The following is a 15,050-nucleotide window of genomic DNA, read 5'->3' as shown; positions in this document are numbered from 1 at the left end:
GCAAGTCAATGGGAATGCCGTGGCTCGCCGCTTCTGGCAATTACCCTCAAGTGCAACGTCGCGGGTTCCAGACAGCCGCCTGTGGACAACTGCCCCACCAGCTGACGATACAGCTCCTGCCAAGGTGTCTGCGAGGCAGGCATTTTCGGCTCGAAGCGCGCGCGGCGCTCGGCCATTTCTTCGTCGCTGACCAATACGTTCACGCTGCGATTGTTCAGGTCCACGCGCAGCCGGTCATTGGTTTTCAACAGCGCCAAGCCGCCGCCCACCGCTGCTTCAGGCGACATGTTCAGGATGGAAGGGCTGGCCGAAGTGCCGCTCTGGCGGCCATCTCCCAGGCACGGCAAGGAGTCGATGCCGCGCTTGATCAGTTCGGCGGGAGGGGCCATGTTCACCACCTCGGCACTCCCCGGATAGCCCACGGTGCCTGCGCCACGAATCACCAAAATGCAGCGCTCATCGATTTCAAGCGCCGGGTCATTGATACGCTCGTGGTAGTCCTCTGGCCCTTCGAAGACGATGGCGCGCGCTTCGAAGCTGTTCTCTGCGCCCGGCTCGGACAGATACGTCTTGCGAAACGCTTCGCCGACCACCGACATCTTCATGATCGCGCTGTCGAAGAAATTGCCGCTCAACACGATGAAGCCCGCACGGTGCTTGAGTGGATCGTCGTAGGGGCGAATCACGTCGGCGTCGTGGGCGAGGGTGTTACGCACGATCTCGCCAATGGTTTTGCCCGACACCGAGCCACAGTCCTCATGCAGTTTTCCGGCTTTTTGCAGTTCGTGCATCACTGCCGGTACGCCGCCCGCACGATGGAACCCTTCGCCCAGGTATTTCCCCGCCGGCATGCAGTTCACCAATAGCGGAATGTCCTCACCGATGCGCTGCCAGTCATCCAGACTCAATTCGACCCCCATGTGGCGAGCGATGGCGATCAGGTGCGGCGGGCAGTTGCTCGATGCGCCCAGCGCTGAGGCCACGGCAATCGCGTTTTCAAAAGCTTCACGGGTCATGATCTGCGAAGGCCGCACGTCTTCACGCACCAGGTCGCAGATGCGTTTGCCCGTGAGGTAGGCCATCTGGCCCCGCTCGCGATAAGGAGCCGGAATGCTCGCGCAGCCAGGCAACGACATGCCCAGCGCTTCGGCCAGCGCGTTCATCGACAGCGCCGTCCCCATGGTGTTGCAGTGACCCACCGATGGCGACGCGGCGGTGGTCATTTCCATGAAGCCTTCGTAGTTGATCTCGCCCGCCGACAGCAGATTGCGCGCATGCCAGAGCACGGTGCCAGAGCCGATCAACTCGCCCTTGTGACGGCCGTCGAGCATGGGTCCGCCAGACAAGACGATTGCCGGGAGGTCAGTGGTGGCTGCGGCCATCAGGCAGGCCGGGGTGGTTTTGTCGCAGCCGGTGGTCAGCACGACTCCGTCCAGCGGATAGCCATGGAGGATTTCAACGAGGCCTAAATACGCAAGATTGCGGTCCAGCGCTGCCGTGGGGCGGCGGGTCTGCTCGGCCATTGGGTGCACCGGGAATTCCATCGGGATACCGCCCGCGTCTCGAATCCCCGCCTTCACCCGTTGCGCGAGTTCCAGATGATGACGATTGCAAGGGGCCAGATCACTGCCGGTTTGTGCGATGCCAATGATTGGGCGTCCGGATTGCAGTTCTTCCCGGGTCAAACCGTAATTCATGTAACGCTCGACGTAGAGCGCCGTCATGTCGGCGTGGGAGGGGTCATCGAACCATTGCTGGCTGCGCAGGGGGCGTTTGGGTGATTCGGACATGGTTCGGGCTTCTCTTGTCATTGGAATATCTGGCAACACGACTGCAGCATGACGTCAGCGCGCGAATTAACGCGACAGTAATCCCCGCGCCGCCAGGTTGTGAAACAGCGCGCCGACCCCGAACGTCCACGGCGTTGCGTGGCTGCTGTGGGTGACTTCGTTATGCAGGCCGCCGAGCAACCGGCTGCTGATGCTGACCTGATCCAACAATTTGTGGGTAAAACCACTGCCGACGGTATCCCGGTCTTCGGTCGGGGCGAACAGGGTGCCGAGAAACAGCAGGAAACCGTCCGGGTACTGGTGATTCGCGTTGAGGGTCTGGGCCGCGATGTCTTCCGGGTCGCGGCTGATCTGCGACATGGAACTGGAGCCCTTGAGAACGTAGCCGTCTTCACCTTTGACGCGCAGGTCGACCTCGCAATGGCGCACGTCGTCCATCGAAAACGTCTCGTCAAACAATCGAATGAACGGGCCGATCGCGCAGGACGCGTTGTTGTCCTTGGCTTTGCTGAGCAGCAATGCGCTGCGACCTTCGAAGTCACGCAAATTGACGTCGTTGCCGAGGGTTGCGCCATGAATTTGCCCGCGACTGTTCACCGCCAGCACCACTTCAGGCTCTGGATTGTTCCATTCCGATTTCGGATGAATGCCGATTTGGCTGCCGCTGGCCACGGATGCCAATACGGGCGCTTTCGTGAAAATCTCGGCATCAGGGCCGATGCCGACCTCCAGGTATTGCGACCACATTTTCTGCTCGATCAGCAGTGCTTTGAGGGTTTTTGCCTGATCGGAGCCTGGCCTGATGTTGCACAAGTTATCGCCGATGGCGCCTTGCACGATTGCCCTTACGCTTTCGGCCTTGGCCGGGTCGCCCGCAGCCTGTTCTTCAATGACGCGCTCAATCATGCTGGCGGCAAACGTCACACCCGCGGCCTTGATCACCTGCAAGTCGGCCGGTGCCAGCAGAAAGGCTTTGTCGAGGTCAGGGGTGGCGGTGGAATTGGCGAGCAGGTCTTCGAGGCTGGCAATCAACCTGCCTTGGGTTTCGCGCACCGCCTGGAGGGGGGATTGCGCCTCTAACAACTCGCTCAACGTGGCGAAGCGTTCGGACAGATCGAACACCCCGTCACTGCGCAAAACCACGGGTGAGGGTCCGCTGACCTTGCCGGGCACCCAGGCCCGACCAATCAATGTGCCACTGAGGCCATCAGCAGGCAGCGTGTTCTCGGGAGTCAGTTGAATAGGCATGGCAGTCCTCGAAGGTTCTTGTGCTTTTGCTACCGACCCTAATCAGCGACGGCGATAAACTCCAATGACATCTGCTCAATTATCGATAACACTGGGTTATCAAAAATTGAGGCTGCTCCCATGTCCGATCTGTCCTTTCAGACAGTCTGTAACTGGCTCAAATTCAAGCATCTGGTGTTGATCGACACCTTGGCGCGGACCCGTAACATGCACGCCGCCGCCTTGCACATGAACCTCAGCCAACCTGCCGTCAGCAAGATGCTCCGTGAAATCGAGCGGTTGCTGGGATTCGATCTCTTCGAGCGCCTGCCGCGCAACATGCCGCCCACTGCGTTGGGTGAACACGTCGTGCGTTACGCGCAAATTGCGTTGAATGACGCGAACAAGTTCGTTGACCAGATCAGCAGCCTGCGCGAAGGCGGTCACGGGTTTCTGAAGGTGGGCGCGATCTTCGCTGCCACCGCCGTCGTGCTGCCCAGCGCGATCGTGCAGTTGAAGCAGCGCTGGCCCTTGCTCTCAATCGAGATCGTGGAACAGACCAGCGACCACCTGATGGAAATGCTCGACGACAAGAAGCTTGACTTGGCCGTGGCTCGATACACCAACGAGAACCAACAGCAAGTGTATGACTTCAAGGCATTGGCGCCCGAGCCTTTCTGCATGGTCGTCAACAGTCAGCATCCGCTGAACGCGTTGAAAGAAACGCCACTTGAGGAACTGGGCAATTGGCCCTGGATTCTCTACCCGGTGGGCACGCCGATCCGGGCGCGAATGGAGCAGGCCTTTGCCAAGGCGGGTATCGCGCTGCCGAAAAACACCATCGACACCATTTCGATGCAGACCTTCCTTCAAGTGCTGCAATCGGGGCCGATGATCGCCATGTTGCCAGCGCCGATGGCTCAGCCCCATCTGGAAAGCGGCCTGCTGAAGGTGCTGAACACTCCTTTGAAGCTGGCGCCGCAGGACTACGGAATCCTGACCCGCAAAGGTGAACCGCTGCTCGGCGCTGCGTCAGAGTTTGCCGAAATCCTGCTGGCGCATACGAAGAATGCTCGGGCGTGATTCGATAACCTCGGGTTATCGATCAATGGAAACATCTCATTATTCTTCATCTGTCGGTTGTCAGTACCATCCGCTCGTGTCTTGACCCCCATAACAACAATACAGGCGCGTTCAGTGCCTGGAGGTCCCACCATGGCAACCGCATCCGCTCGCCTGCCCGAATCCTCGGGCGCCGAACAAGCCAGCTTCGAAGATCGCACTTACCGGAAAGTCATTCTGCGCATCCTTCCCGTCCTGCTGCTGTGCTACATGGCGGCGTACCTCGATCGTGTGAACATCGGCTTCGCCAAGCTGGACATGCTCAACGACCTGCAATTCAGCAACACGATCTATGCATTGGGCGCGAGCATCTTCTTCTGGGGCTATTTCATCTTCGAAGTGCCGAGCAACCTCTTGCTGCATCGCTTCGGCGCACGGTTCTGGATCGCTCGGATCATGCTCAGTTGGGCCATCGTTTCAATGGCCGTTGCCTTCACGGTGCCATTGGCGAAGTTTTTCCATATCGAGTCGGAAACCATGTTCTACGTGCTGCGTTTTCTGCTCGGCATATGTGAGGCAGGTTTCTTTCCCGGCGTCATCCTTTACCTCAACTATTGGTTTCCGACCCGTCGTCAAAGCCGAGTAATGTCCGGCTTCCTGATGGCCATGCCGATCAGTCTGACACTGGGCGGGGTGATTTCCGGCTGGCTGATGACTCGCATGCAAGGTGTGCAGGGTATGGCGGGCTGGCAATGGCTGTTGATCATCGAAGGCATTCCGTCGGTGATCATGGCCTTTGTAGTGCTGGCTTTCATGGCCAACAACATCGACGCCGCCAAATGGCTGTCCCCGCAAGAGAAGGCAATGCTCAAGGCCAACCTGCAGACCGATAGCACAGGTAAAGCGTCGAGCTTGCGCGAAGTGTTTTTCAACGGTCGGGTCTGGTTGCTGGTGCTGATTCTGCTGACCTTCAACACAGGTTTCTATGGCCTGGCGTTCTGGATGCCATCGATCATCAAGAGCGCTGGCATCTCCAACCCACTGGACATCGGCCTGCTGACGGCCATTCCCTACGGCATCGCCGTGATTGCCATGACCCTCAATGCGCGTCATTCCAACAAGACCGGTGAGCGTCGGCTGCACGCGGCGATTCCCGCGATCATCGGTGGCATCGGGCTGATCCTCAGCGCGTATTTCGCCAACAACGTCGTGCTGTCGATTGTCTTCCTCAGTGTGTCGGCGTCCGGCGTGCTGAGCCTGATGCCGATCTACTGGACGCTGCCCGGCACGGTGCTGTCAGGTGTCGCGGCCGCTGCGGGCATTGGCATGATCAACGCCATCGGCAATCTCTCGGGCTTCACCGGTTCGATGATTACGGCCGTTGCCGAGAACCTGACAGGCAACATCAACAACGGCACCTACGTGCTGGGGGCCTGCCTGTTCGTCAGCGCGGGCCTGATCCTGTCAATTCCCAAAGCCATGCTGGGCAACCACAAAACCGAGGCAGCGCAGCCTGTCGGTGAACTCTCCAACGCCTGACATCAACCTTGGACTTTTCTGACGCCTCTCTTTCTGTGGGAGTGAATTCATTCGCGATAGGGGCGTTGGGGCGATGCATACCTGTTGCCTGGTCATCTTTCGCGAATGAATTCGCTCCCACAGGGGCATAGGGTTCGGCCCGAAATCTGTGGCGCGCCACTGCACACCTCATCCACCTGCCATCGCCATCCGCGATGGCAGGCTCGCCAATGCCTGATATACGCCCCCACTCTGCACTCCTAACATCGGTCGCCTACCCGGTCGTTGCCGGCGAACTGAAAGGAGAACCCATGAAAAACTTTCGAATCGGCCAAATCGTTCCCAGCTCCAACACCACCATGGAAACCGAAATTCCGGCGATGCTGACCTCGCGTTACGGTCTGTTTCCGGAAGAGCATTTCACCTTCCACTCTTCGCGCATGCGCATGATGCACGTCAGCCCTGAAGAGCTGAAAAAGATGGACATCGACAGCGACCGTTGCGCGCTGGAGCTGAGCGATGCGCGGGTGGACGTCATGGCTTATGCCTGTCTGGTGGCGATCATGTGCCAGGGCGCGGGCTATCACAAAGTCTCGCAGGAGCGTCTGGGCAAAACCGTTGTCGGCAACAAGTCCAACGCCCCGGTGCTCAGCTCGGCGGGCGCTTTGATCGACAGCCTCAACCTGCTCAATTACAAGAAAATCTCGATCATCACCCCGTACATGAAGCCCCTGACCCAACAGGTCATCGACTACATCGAAGCGGCGGGCATTGAAGTGGTCGATTCCATCAGCCTGGAAGTGTCCGACAACCTCGAAGTCGGTCGTCTGGACCCGATGAACCTGGTGGCCCACGCCGACAAGCTCAACATCGGACAAGCCGATGGCGTCGTTCTGTCGTGCTGCGTACAAATGCCGTCGCTGCCTGCGATTCAGGTCGTACAGGATCGTCTCGACAAGCCGGTGCTGTCGGCGTCCGTCGCCACGGTCTACCAGATTCTGAAAAGCCTCGGCCTCAAGGCCCAAGTGCCGAACGCCGGCCATCTGCTGTCGGGCCAGTTCTGACCCACGACATGACGAGGTACTATGGCGGCCACGCAGGCCAACGCCCGGTACCTCTCATGAAGCTCGACCCCGTTTCGCTGCGCCTTTTCGTCAGTGTCGTCGAAGAAGGCACCATCGCGGCCGCCGCCCAGCGTGAACACATCGCTGCGGCTGCGGTGAGCAAGCGACTCAGCGAACTGGAAGAACTGCTCGACTCCAGACTGCTCAACCGCACCAACAAAGGCATCACCCCCACCGACGCGGGGCTGTCGCTGCTGTTCATGGCCCGCAGCGCGCTGAACAACCTCAACGAAATCGTCGTGCAAATGCGCGACTACTCCCACGGGCGGCGCGGCTCGGTCAGCGTTTTGGCCAACATCTCGGCCATCACCCAATTCATGCCCGGCCTGATCAAATCCTTCATGGCCAACTACCCGCTGATCAACATCAGCCTTGAAGAACAGCAAAGCCTGGCCATCACCAAGGCAGTCGCCGAAAACCGCGCCGACATCGGCATCTTCACCCGGCTGCCACACGGCGCCGACATCGAAGTCTTTCCGTTTCGCACTGACCGCCTGGTCCTGCTCGTGCCCAACGACCACCCTTTGGCCGAGCTCGAAACCGTCAGCTTCAACGACACCCTCGACCACCCTTACGTCACTCTGCGCAGCGGCACCCACCTCAACTTCCAACTGATCAAAGCTGCCAATGATCTCGGCCGCTCCCTGAAAATTCGCATGGAAGTCTCCAGCTACGACGCGCTCTGCCTGATGGTTCAGGCGGGTGTCGGCATCGGCATCATGCCCGAGGGCAGTGTCGGGATTTACAAACTCGATGGTGCAAAGGCGGTGCGTCTGGATGAAGCGTGGGCGAGTCGTGAATTGAGCGTTTGCGTGCGGTCGAGAGAAGGACTGTCGACAGCGGCAGGGCTGTTTCTCAAGCACATACTAAAAGCCGAACCGCAGGCGGATTGATGCTCATGGGCTACAAAAAACCGTCTTCTTATTGAGTTGGATGCTCGTGGGCTACAGCCTCAGCTTCTTCGGTTTGCATTCGGATCACGCCTTTGTCTTGAATTGTTGTGTCTCATGGGCTACAAAAGTAGGCATTCCTACGTTTTTGGTGCTTGGGGGCTACAACGTGTCCACTCTTTTCGATATCGCCGAAATGCTCAAGCACGCGCGCAGTCAGGCGCGACTGAGCCAGGAAGCCATCGCCAACCGAGCGGGCGTGTCGCGCTCGACCGTGGCCCGCATGGAAACCCTGGCTAAAGGCGATATGAGCGTTTCAGCGTTAGTCCGCCTGCTCGAAGCAGCAGGGTATGACTTGAAACTGGTGAGGGCCGGTCATCAACGGACGGTTGAGGACATCTTGGCGGAGCAGCGTTCAGGGGCGTTCGAATGATGCGACTGGATGTGCATGTCGGCGCCAATAAGGTCGCCCAGCTTTATCGCGAGCGCGACGAGTATGTTCTCCACTACCTGCCGGGCACCTCCGTTGCAGATTTTGTGAGCCTTGCCCTGCCGGTTCGGGAGGCGCCGTGGCGCTGGCCGCGCGATCTGTTTCCATTCTTCCGGCAAAACCTGCCTGAAGGGTATCTTCTCGGCGTCATTCGGGAAGAGTTTGGGCCGCTTCTGGATGGCACCGATCTGTCCTTGCTCGCTGTCATTGGCGGTGCGGGCATCGGGCGCGTCACGGTGACCCCGGAAGGCGTAGCGCCTGGCGTGGAAATGGCCCCACTGGAAATCGAACAGCTGTTGAAAGCGGAGAACACGACCGAGCATTTCGCAGGGCTGGTTCGACGCTACGCCCGAGCAGCGGTCTCTGGCGTGGTCCCAAAATTCATCGCCCATGACGTCGAGCCGACTGACGTCCCGCTCGGAAAACCGACGATTCGTACGGGCTTTCACATCATCAAGGGCTCGGACGACACCACGCCTTATCTGGGTTTCAACGAGTTCTACACGATGAAGGTGCTTGCGCGGCTACAGGCCGTGCCGGTCGCCACGTGCCGAATGTCCGACGATGGCCGCGTTTTGGTCGTGGACCGTTTCGATGTCGACCAGCAAGGGCGTCCGCTTTACGGTGTGGAAGATGCCTGCGGCCTTCTTGGCCTGCCGCCCCATGAAAAATACGCAACCACTACCGAGCGGGTGTGGAACGCCACTCGACCTTATATCCCCAGCGAACGAATGCGGGATGCGCGGGAGCATTTTGGTTGGCAGATCCTGACCAATTACGTCGTTCGCAATGCTGATTGCCACGCTAAAAACATCGCGCTTTATTACACCTCTCGGGACGACGTGACCTACACGCCAATCTATGACCTCGTCACCACTCAGGCCTATCCCCGTTTCGCGACCAATCCGCCAGGGCTGCCTGTGGGCGGGCGTCAGACCTGGACACCGGGGCGGACGCTGGAGGTTTTTTTCAACAGTGTTCTGGGCATCCCACCTAGGCAATATGCGGCGATGGTCGAGCAGCTTTGCGAGTCTGCTGTTGAGGTGGGTAAAGAGCTGATCCAGGCGTCGAAAAATGAACCTGCCTGGCGGGACGTCGCCAAGCACATGGTTCATGCGTGGAACGAAGGTATGGAAACATTGCGTAGCGCGAAATCTGCGCCGCATCTGCGAGGACTGGATGCCGCAATCAGCGAGGCGGAATTTTCAGGGCCGCGCGCCGCAGAGAGTGGTCGCGTTCAAATCGGGCGTTCGGAATTGCTGGCACCCCGGCGACCCAAATAGCTTGCACGAGCACCATGTAAAGAATGAATAAGGGGCCCATACGGACCCCTTATCAGTGCATCGGCTGCTTACATCGCCGTGCGGAAGATCTCTTCGATCTGGTCCTGGTTCGCCGGGCGTGGGTTGGTGAAGCCACAGGCATCCTTCATGGCGTTGGCCGCCAGAGTAGGGATGTCGTCGGCCTTGGCGCCCAGTTCGCCCAGACCACCCGGAATGCCGATGTCGCCCGACAGTTTGCGGATCGCCGCGATGGCCGCGGCGGCACCGGCTTCGTTGTCCAGACGCTGCGTGTCAACGCCCATGGCCGTGGCCACATCTTTCAGGCGCGCCGGGCAGACGCTGGCGTTGAAGCTTTCCACGTGCGGCAGCAGCACCGCGTTGCACACGCCGTGGGGCAGGTCGTAGAAGCCGCCCAACTGGTGCGCCATCGCGTGCACATAACCCAGCGACGCGTTATTGAACGCCATCCCCGCGAGGAACTGCGCGTACGCCATGTTTTCCCGTGCGGGCATGTCGCTGCCGTTGGCGACGGCGGTGCGCAGGTTGGCAGAAATCAGCTCGACGGCTTTCAGCGCGCAGGCGTCGGTGATCGGCGTTGCCGCCGTCGAGACGTAGGCTTCGATCGCGTGAGTCAGTGCGTCCATGCCCGTCGCGGCGGTCAGGCCTTTCGGCATCGCGGCCATCAGCGACGGGTCGTTCACGGACAGAAGGGGTGTGACGTTGCGGTCAACGATGGCCATTTTTACGTGGCGGGTTTCGTCGGTGATGATGCAGAAACGGGTCATCTCACTGGCCGTACCGGCCGTGGTATTGATCGCGATCAAGGGCATCTGGGGCTTGGCAGATTGATCGACGCCTTCGTAATCGCTGATTTCCCCGCCGTTGGCCGCGACCAGCGCGATGCCTTTGGCGCAGTCATGGGGCGAGCCGCCACCGAGGGAAATGATGAAGTCCGCGCCGCAGAGCTTCAGTTGCTCCAGGCCTTTCTCCACGTTGCTGACCGTCGGGTTGGGCTTGGCGCCGTCGAAGATCGTGGCATTGATGTCCTGCTGTTGCAGCAGCCCGGCCACCTTCGCCGCGACCCCTGCCTTGGCCAGCCCGGCGTCGGTCACGATCAATGCGTGACGAAACCCATACTTGCGGATCGCGTCTGTCGCCTCGTCGAGACTGCCGATGCCCATCATGTTCACAGACGGAATGAAGAATGTGCTGCTCATTGATTAATCCTCTTCTTATGGTTATTTGGCCGGGAGGCCGGAGGTCCACTCATCAAGTGAGGGTCATCCTAGGAGCATGAAGAGGGGGGCTAAATGGTTCTTTAGGGGGCAGGAGTGGGGGTCTTTGGTCGTAGTGGCGGTTTGGGTAAGGCGCCGGGCAGGCAAGTGTTGTGAGAGAAGGGAGCGGTCAGATACCGCCCCCGCCAGGCCACTTACGCGCCAGCTCGCAACACTCTCACCGACTCTTCAGCATTCGCCTTCCTCGCCATCTCGGCAACTTCCTTGGCTACGATGGTCTTCCCGATCGGTGCGAGAGCGATGCCAGCCAGTTTCAAATGCTGAATTCCGAAGGGGATGCCGATGATGGTGATGAAGCACGCGAGAGCCGACATCACATGCCCCAATGCCAGCCACAATCCACCGAGGACAAACCAGACGATGTTGCCCAGCAGGCCAAGGCCGCCGGTGCCAATGTCGTCTTTCAGGTGCAGTTCTTTGCGGCTGATGGCTTCTTTGCCAAACGGGAAGAAGGAAAACTGGCCGATCACAAAGCAGGCTCTGCCCCATGGGATGCCGATGATAGTTACAAAGGCGAGGACGCCGATGATCCACCAGGCCAGGCCCATGAAAAGACCACCGAGAATGAACCACAGAAAGTTGCCGATAGCGCGCATTGCTTACTCCTTGTTTGAGAACTCAGTCCATTGAGATACAGCGGGGACGGAAGGCTAGCACGGTGCATGCATCTGGAAAAGCTGCTGAAACGTGCAAAGTCCCAGTAAGCGGGCATTAAAAAGCCGGCTTGTGGCCGGCTTCTCGGTGACAGGTTTGGTTAGTTTTTGGCTATCCGCACCCATCCGCAAAAGTGCGCGCTGCGTGCAGGCGCTTGTCAGGTAGACGAGGCGTCGCACAGGGCGGCGTCTGGTCGATCACCCATTAGCGGGTAGCCGATGGGTGTTGAAACGAAGGCGTGCAGGATACTCACTCTTGCTCCGTCTGCCCAGTCCTGGTGCGCTGCCATGAGTCTTTCAGGCGCCGCTTTTTATCCGTCAGGGCAAGGTGGCGGGGTGGCGGCGGTTGTTGAGGGTGGACCACCAGAAGATCCAGCCGAGAATGTGGATGTGTTGGTCCTGTATCTGTTCGGCGCTGAAGATTTCATCGGGGTATTCGCTGGCGTTGTGGCTGCGCAGTCGCAGGCCACCGCCGGGAAGACGATAGAGGTATTTCACCCTGAGCATGCCGTCGTGTTCGAGGGCGTAAATTTCGCCGTCGATGACGTTAATGCGGCCGCGGTCTACGCCGATGAGCGAGCCGTCCTGAATCTTGTCGGCCATGCTGTTGCCGACCATGGCGACGCAGATGGCGTTATGCAGTTGGACGTCCATGGCATCGAGAACGCGGCGCGCCAAGCGCACTTCGTGACCATGGATTTCGCCGATGCTGGTCTGGCCGGGGGGCTGTGTCACGAGTTCGCTGTAGAATGGCATGTCCAGTTCATCGCGAGCACCTGTGCGTTCGGGCCGTGTTTTAGTTGGGACGTTCAGTCCGATGTTGCTGCAGTCTTCTCCGGGGTGTTTTGGACCTTCGCCGCTGCGCAGCCAGCGAACGTTGACGCTGAGCAGTTCGGCCACTTCTTCCATGCGCGCCATGGGGATGCCGCGTTTGAACCAGTTGTTCACGTGTTGCGGCGTTACCTTGCGGTTGGCGGCGAAGTCCGTTGCGGAGAGATGGCACTCCCGCAGAAGTACGCGTAGTCGATCACCTGATGTATTCATGGTGCAAAGTTTACGTGCGGTTCAAGTTTGTTTAAATGAACGAAGTGTTCAAATGCGCAGGCAGTCAAAGAGTTTGGGGATTATTTAAGTTATGACATCTGACTGTTTCTGTAGGGGGATTCATTCACTGTTTTGCAGTGGCTCAACAATGCCTGGAGAGCCTGAGTAGCGCGGCTCAGGGCTGTTCGGCCGAAAGCGTACGGAATAGAGCCGCAACTTCGAACATTCTTGAAAACTCTGTTGCCGAAAAGAGGCGTGCCGTTTGATGCGCTAAACAAAATGTTTGAAGGGCCAACGTTTTAAACATTTTTGTCGGCCGGACGGACGAAAAAAACAGAAAAAGACAAATATTGAGACACCGGGAGCGGCGTAGCGAGTATCGCGAGAAGGAAGTTGTTGCCACCTTCGAAGCGGCAGGCGCTTCGGAGGTGGCGAACCGGATCAGCCTTTGTAGGCAGCGACCGATTTGGTGATGGCTTCACGAGCGGCGTCTGCGCCTGCCCAGCCTTCGATCTTGACCCATTTGCCTTTTTCGAGATCTTTGTAGTTCGCGAAGAAGTGCTCGATCTGTTGGATCAGCAGCGGTGGCAGGTCGGTGTATTCCTTCACGTCGACGTACAGCTGGGACAGCTTGTCGTGTGGGACTGCGATGACCTTGGCATCGCCGCCGCCGTCGTCGGTCATGTTCAGCACGCCGACTGGACGGGCGCGGATGACCGAGCCTGGCGCAACCGGGTAAGGGGTCACGACCAGCACGTCGAGGGGGTCACCGTCATCCGCCAATGTGTTCGGAATGAAACCGTAGTTGGCCGGGTAAAACATCGGGGTGGCCATGAAACGGTCAACGAACAGAGCGTCGCTTTCTTTGTCGATTTCGTATTTGATCGGCGCGTGGTTAGCCGGGATCTCGATTGCGACGTAGATGTCATTCGGCACGTCTTTACCGGCCGGAATCTTGCTGTAGCTCATTGGGCTTTGCCCCTCTTGGTTGACCATTCAGAATCTGGCGTCCAGCGCCAAAAGTGGCCCGGATTATAGGCACATTCCGGAAGCGATGCCACGCGTGGCGGGCGTCTTCCGGACGTTGTGACAAGCCTGATAGACCGGCGTTTGCGACTTAAGTGCCAGCTGAAAGCGCCATAAGTCGTACCAGAGGGTCCTGCCGATAGAAGGCCTTGAGTTGGGCGTAGACCTCGGGGTAGGCCTCAACCAGCAAGTCCGGCGCACTGAAGAAGTATTCGCTGGTGACGGCAAAAAACTCGGCAGGGTTTTCGGCCGCGTAAGGGTCAATGGCGGTTTCCGTGTCCGGGTTGGCGTCCAGCTGGCGGTTCATGTCATCAAACGCAGCTTGCATCACGCGCGCCCAGTCGGCGACGCGCATGTCGTTGTGCAGCGGCGGATGACCGTTGGCTTCGCCGTTGAGCATGTCGAGCTTGTGTGCCAGTTCGTGGATGACCAGGTTGTAGGCCTCCCAGCCGCCACTCGACAGCACGCCCGGCCATGCAAGAATCACCGGGCCTTGCGACCAGGCTTCGCCGCTGTGTTCGCCATCCCACTCGTGTTCAATGCCGCTGGCGTCGCGATGCCGCTGCGGGCTGATGAAATCGTCGCCATACAGGACGATTTCGTGAAACCCCTGATACCAGTTCAAATCCCCCAACGCCAGCAGTGGCAACTGCGCCTGCGCAGCCAGGAACAGGCGCGACTCATCGTCCAGCTCGACGCCTTCCAGCGCGGTGAGGTGTTTGGCGTGGAGAAACAGCACGCAGCTGTCGAGCAGGTAACGATCCTCTTCAGCGGTCAGGCCATCAAGGATCGGCAAGCGCTGACGGACCCGGCCCCACAGGCCCGGGTCGATCGGGTTCCGCGCCAGCGTGCGACGTTTGAGCCAGCCGCCCAATGACCACATGGTTTAGCGCGCGGCGGCGGAATTGCCCCGGCGGCTGCGGATCAGGCCAATGATCATCGGCAGCAGCGAGATCAGGATGATCGCGAGCACCAGCAGGGTCAGGTTTTTCTTGATGAAGGGGATGTTGCCGAAGAAATAGCCCAGCGTGACCAGGCTGCCGACCCAGAGGATCGAACCCAGCACGCTGAATCCCAGGAAACGGAAATAGTGCATTTTGCCCAGGCCTGCGACGAAGGGGGCAAAAGTGCGGATGATCGGCAGGAACCGCGCAAGGGTTACGGTCTTGCCGCCATGGCGTTCGTAGAATTCGTGTGTCTTGGTCAGATAGTCGCGGCGGAAAATCTTCGAGTTAGGGTTCTTGAACAGTTTGTCGCCGACCGTGCGGCCGATCACGTAGTTGGTGCTGTCGCCGATGATCGCAGCCGCCATCAGCAGGCAGGCCAGCAGAACAGGGTCCAGGCCGCCACCCGCTGCAACGGCGCCAGCGATGAACAGCAGTGAATCGCCCGGCAAGAATGGGGTGACCACAAGGCCCGTCTCACAAAAAATCACCAGGAACAGGATCGCGTAGACCCAAGTCCCGTAGTTGGTCACCAGCATGTCGAGGTAGACGTCGAGATGAAGAATGAGGTCAAGCGGGTTGAAATCCATGTACGGCACCTGATTGAGAGACCCGGACCGGGTCACGTGCGAGGTCGATAAGTACTGCTGATGTGGGGCGGCATTATAGAGGGAAGAAACGGGATGTTGCCGAGCGCCTTATGC

The 15,050-nt window shown here is 59.1% G+C and carries 14 protein-coding genes; 6 read left to right on the top strand and 8 right to left on the bottom strand.

Annotation, left to right across the window (positions count from 1 at the left end; genetic code table 11):
* Nucleotides 1-5: 5 nt before the first annotated feature.
* Together ACWKWE_RS28505 and ACWKWE_RS28500 are read right to left on the bottom strand one after the other, a co-directional pair.
* Nucleotides 6-1,790: an IlvD/Edd family dehydratase gene (locus ACWKWE_RS28505; RefSeq protein WP_483852431.1), complete on the bottom strand. Its 1,785-nt coding sequence runs from the start codon at nucleotides 1,788-1,790 to the stop codon at nucleotides 6-8.
* Nucleotides 1,791-1,856: 66 nt separating this feature from the next.
* Nucleotides 1,857-3,038: a fumarylacetoacetate hydrolase family protein gene (locus ACWKWE_RS28500; RefSeq protein WP_483852430.1), complete on the bottom strand. Its 1,182-nt coding sequence runs from the start codon at nucleotides 3,036-3,038 to the stop codon at nucleotides 1,857-1,859.
* Nucleotides 3,039-3,158: 120 nt separating this feature from the next.
* Here ACWKWE_RS28500 and ACWKWE_RS28495 point away from each other — a divergent pair, with 120 nt between their 5' ends.
* The 6 genes from ACWKWE_RS28495 (at nucleotide 3,159) to ACWKWE_RS28470 (ending at nucleotide 9,384) form a co-directional block, all read left to right on the top strand.
* A complete protein-coding gene (locus ACWKWE_RS28495; RefSeq protein WP_483852429.1) occupies nucleotides 3,159-4,100 on the top strand; it encodes a LysR family transcriptional regulator in 942 nt (313 codons plus the stop codon).
* 132 nt (nucleotides 4,101-4,232) lie between these two features.
* A complete protein-coding gene (locus tag ACWKWE_RS28490; RefSeq protein ID WP_483852428.1) occupies nucleotides 4,233-5,618 on the top strand; it encodes an MFS transporter in 1,386 nt (461 codons plus the stop codon).
* Nucleotides 5,619-5,908: 290 nt separating this feature from the next.
* A complete protein-coding gene (locus ACWKWE_RS28485) occupies nucleotides 5,909-6,661 on the top strand; it encodes a maleate cis-trans isomerase family protein (RefSeq protein ID WP_166597450.1) in 753 nt (250 codons plus the stop codon).
* 56 nt (nucleotides 6,662-6,717) lie between these two features.
* Entirely contained in the window at nucleotides 6,718-7,614 is an 897-nt protein-coding gene (locus ACWKWE_RS28480) for a LysR family transcriptional regulator (protein ID WP_483852427.1), read from the top strand.
* Nucleotides 7,615-7,780: 166 nt separating this feature from the next.
* On the top strand, nucleotides 7,781-8,044 hold the full coding sequence (locus ACWKWE_RS28475; protein ID WP_483852426.1) for a helix-turn-helix domain-containing protein: 264 nt from the start codon (nucleotides 7,781-7,783) through the stop codon (nucleotides 8,042-8,044).
* Nucleotides 8,041-9,384 (top strand): type II toxin-antitoxin system HipA family toxin, encoded by a 1,344-nt coding sequence (locus ACWKWE_RS28470; protein ID WP_483852425.1) that lies wholly within the window; start codon nucleotides 8,041-8,043, stop codon nucleotides 9,382-9,384. Before ACWKWE_RS28475 ends, ACWKWE_RS28470 begins: the two co-directional genes overlap by 4 nt.
* 68 nt (nucleotides 9,385-9,452) lie before the next feature.
* Here the strand turns inward: ACWKWE_RS28470 and yiaY are convergent, their stop codons facing one another.
* The 6 genes from yiaY to ACWKWE_RS28440 all read right to left on the bottom strand — a co-directional run bounded on the left by yiaY (nucleotide 9,453) and on the right by ACWKWE_RS28440 (nucleotide 14,936).
* The gene (gene yiaY / locus ACWKWE_RS28465) at nucleotides 9,453-10,601 is read right to left on the bottom strand and encodes an L-threonine dehydrogenase (RefSeq protein ID WP_341961713.1); all 1,149 of its coding nucleotides are present in this window, start codon (nucleotides 10,599-10,601) and stop codon (nucleotides 9,453-9,455) included.
* A gap of 212 nt (nucleotides 10,602-10,813) precedes the next feature.
* Nucleotides 10,814-11,275, bottom strand: a complete 462-nt coding sequence (locus ACWKWE_RS28460) for a YccF domain-containing protein (protein ID WP_166597455.1) — start codon at nucleotides 11,273-11,275, stop codon at nucleotides 10,814-10,816.
* Nucleotides 11,276-11,650: 375 nt separating this feature from the next.
* The gene (locus ACWKWE_RS28455) at nucleotides 11,651-12,376 is read right to left on the bottom strand and encodes a LexA family transcriptional regulator (protein ID WP_483852424.1); all 726 of its coding nucleotides are present in this window, start codon (nucleotides 12,374-12,376) and stop codon (nucleotides 11,651-11,653) included.
* 441 nt (nucleotides 12,377-12,817) lie between these two features.
* Nucleotides 12,818-13,345 carry an inorganic diphosphatase gene (ppa, locus tag ACWKWE_RS28450; RefSeq protein WP_166597457.1) on the bottom strand — a complete coding sequence of 176 codons (528 nt, stop codon included), beginning with the start codon at nucleotides 13,343-13,345 and terminating at the stop codon, nucleotides 12,818-12,820.
* A 148-nt stretch (nucleotides 13,346-13,493) separates the two neighbouring features.
* Nucleotides 13,494-14,285: a M90 family metallopeptidase gene (locus ACWKWE_RS28445; RefSeq protein ID WP_483852423.1), complete on the bottom strand. Its 792-nt coding sequence runs from the start codon at nucleotides 14,283-14,285 to the stop codon at nucleotides 13,494-13,496.
* Between the two features lie 3 nt (nucleotides 14,286-14,288).
* Nucleotides 14,289-14,936, bottom strand: coding sequence for a DedA family protein (locus ACWKWE_RS28440; protein ID WP_166597459.1), 648 nt, complete (start codon nucleotides 14,934-14,936; stop codon nucleotides 14,289-14,291).
* Nucleotides 14,937-15,050 lie beyond the last annotated feature (114 nt).

The organism is Pseudomonas salicis (assembly GCF_057128705.1).
Note: the sequence above shows the minus strand (reverse complement) of the source record. Positions and strands in the feature narration are given on the sequence as shown.

Excerpts from the sequence above, each read along its gene's own strand:
- ACWKWE_RS28505 (WP_483852431.1), bottom strand. The coding sequence starts at position 1,790 with ATGTCCGAATCACCCAAACGCCCCCTGCGCAGCCAGCAATGGTTCGAT.
- ACWKWE_RS28500 (WP_483852430.1), bottom strand. The coding sequence starts at position 3,038 with ATGCCTATTCAACTGACTCCCGAGAACACGCTGCCTGCTGATGGCCTC.
- ACWKWE_RS28495 (WP_483852429.1), top strand. The coding sequence starts at position 3,159 with ATGTCCGATCTGTCCTTTCAGACAGTCTGTAACTGGCTCAAATTCAAG.
- ACWKWE_RS28490 (WP_483852428.1), top strand. The coding sequence starts at position 4,233 with ATGGCAACCGCATCCGCTCGCCTGCCCGAATCCTCGGGCGCCGAACAA.
- ACWKWE_RS28485 (WP_166597450.1), top strand. The coding sequence starts at position 5,909 with ATGAAAAACTTTCGAATCGGCCAAATCGTTCCCAGCTCCAACACCACC.
- ACWKWE_RS28480 (WP_483852427.1), top strand. The coding sequence starts at position 6,718 with ATGAAGCTCGACCCCGTTTCGCTGCGCCTTTTCGTCAGTGTCGTCGAA.
- ACWKWE_RS28470 (WP_483852425.1), top strand. The coding sequence starts at position 8,041 with ATGATGCGACTGGATGTGCATGTCGGCGCCAATAAGGTCGCCCAGCTT.
- yiaY (WP_341961713.1), bottom strand. The coding sequence starts at position 10,601 with ATGAGCAGCACATTCTTCATTCCGTCTGTGAACATGATGGGCATCGGC.
- ACWKWE_RS28460 (WP_166597455.1), bottom strand. The coding sequence starts at position 11,275 with ATGCGCGCTATCGGCAACTTTCTGTGGTTCATTCTCGGTGGTCTTTTC.
- ACWKWE_RS28455 (WP_483852424.1), bottom strand. The coding sequence starts at position 12,376 with ATGAATACATCAGGTGATCGACTACGCGTACTTCTGCGGGAGTGCCAT.
- ppa (WP_166597457.1), bottom strand. The coding sequence starts at position 13,345 with ATGAGCTACAGCAAGATTCCGGCCGGTAAAGACGTGCCGAATGACATC.
- ACWKWE_RS28445 (WP_483852423.1), bottom strand. The coding sequence starts at position 14,285 with ATGTGGTCATTGGGCGGCTGGCTCAAACGTCGCACGCTGGCGCGGAAC.
- ACWKWE_RS28440 (WP_166597459.1), bottom strand. The coding sequence starts at position 14,936 with ATGGATTTCAACCCGCTTGACCTCATTCTTCATCTCGACGTCTACCTC.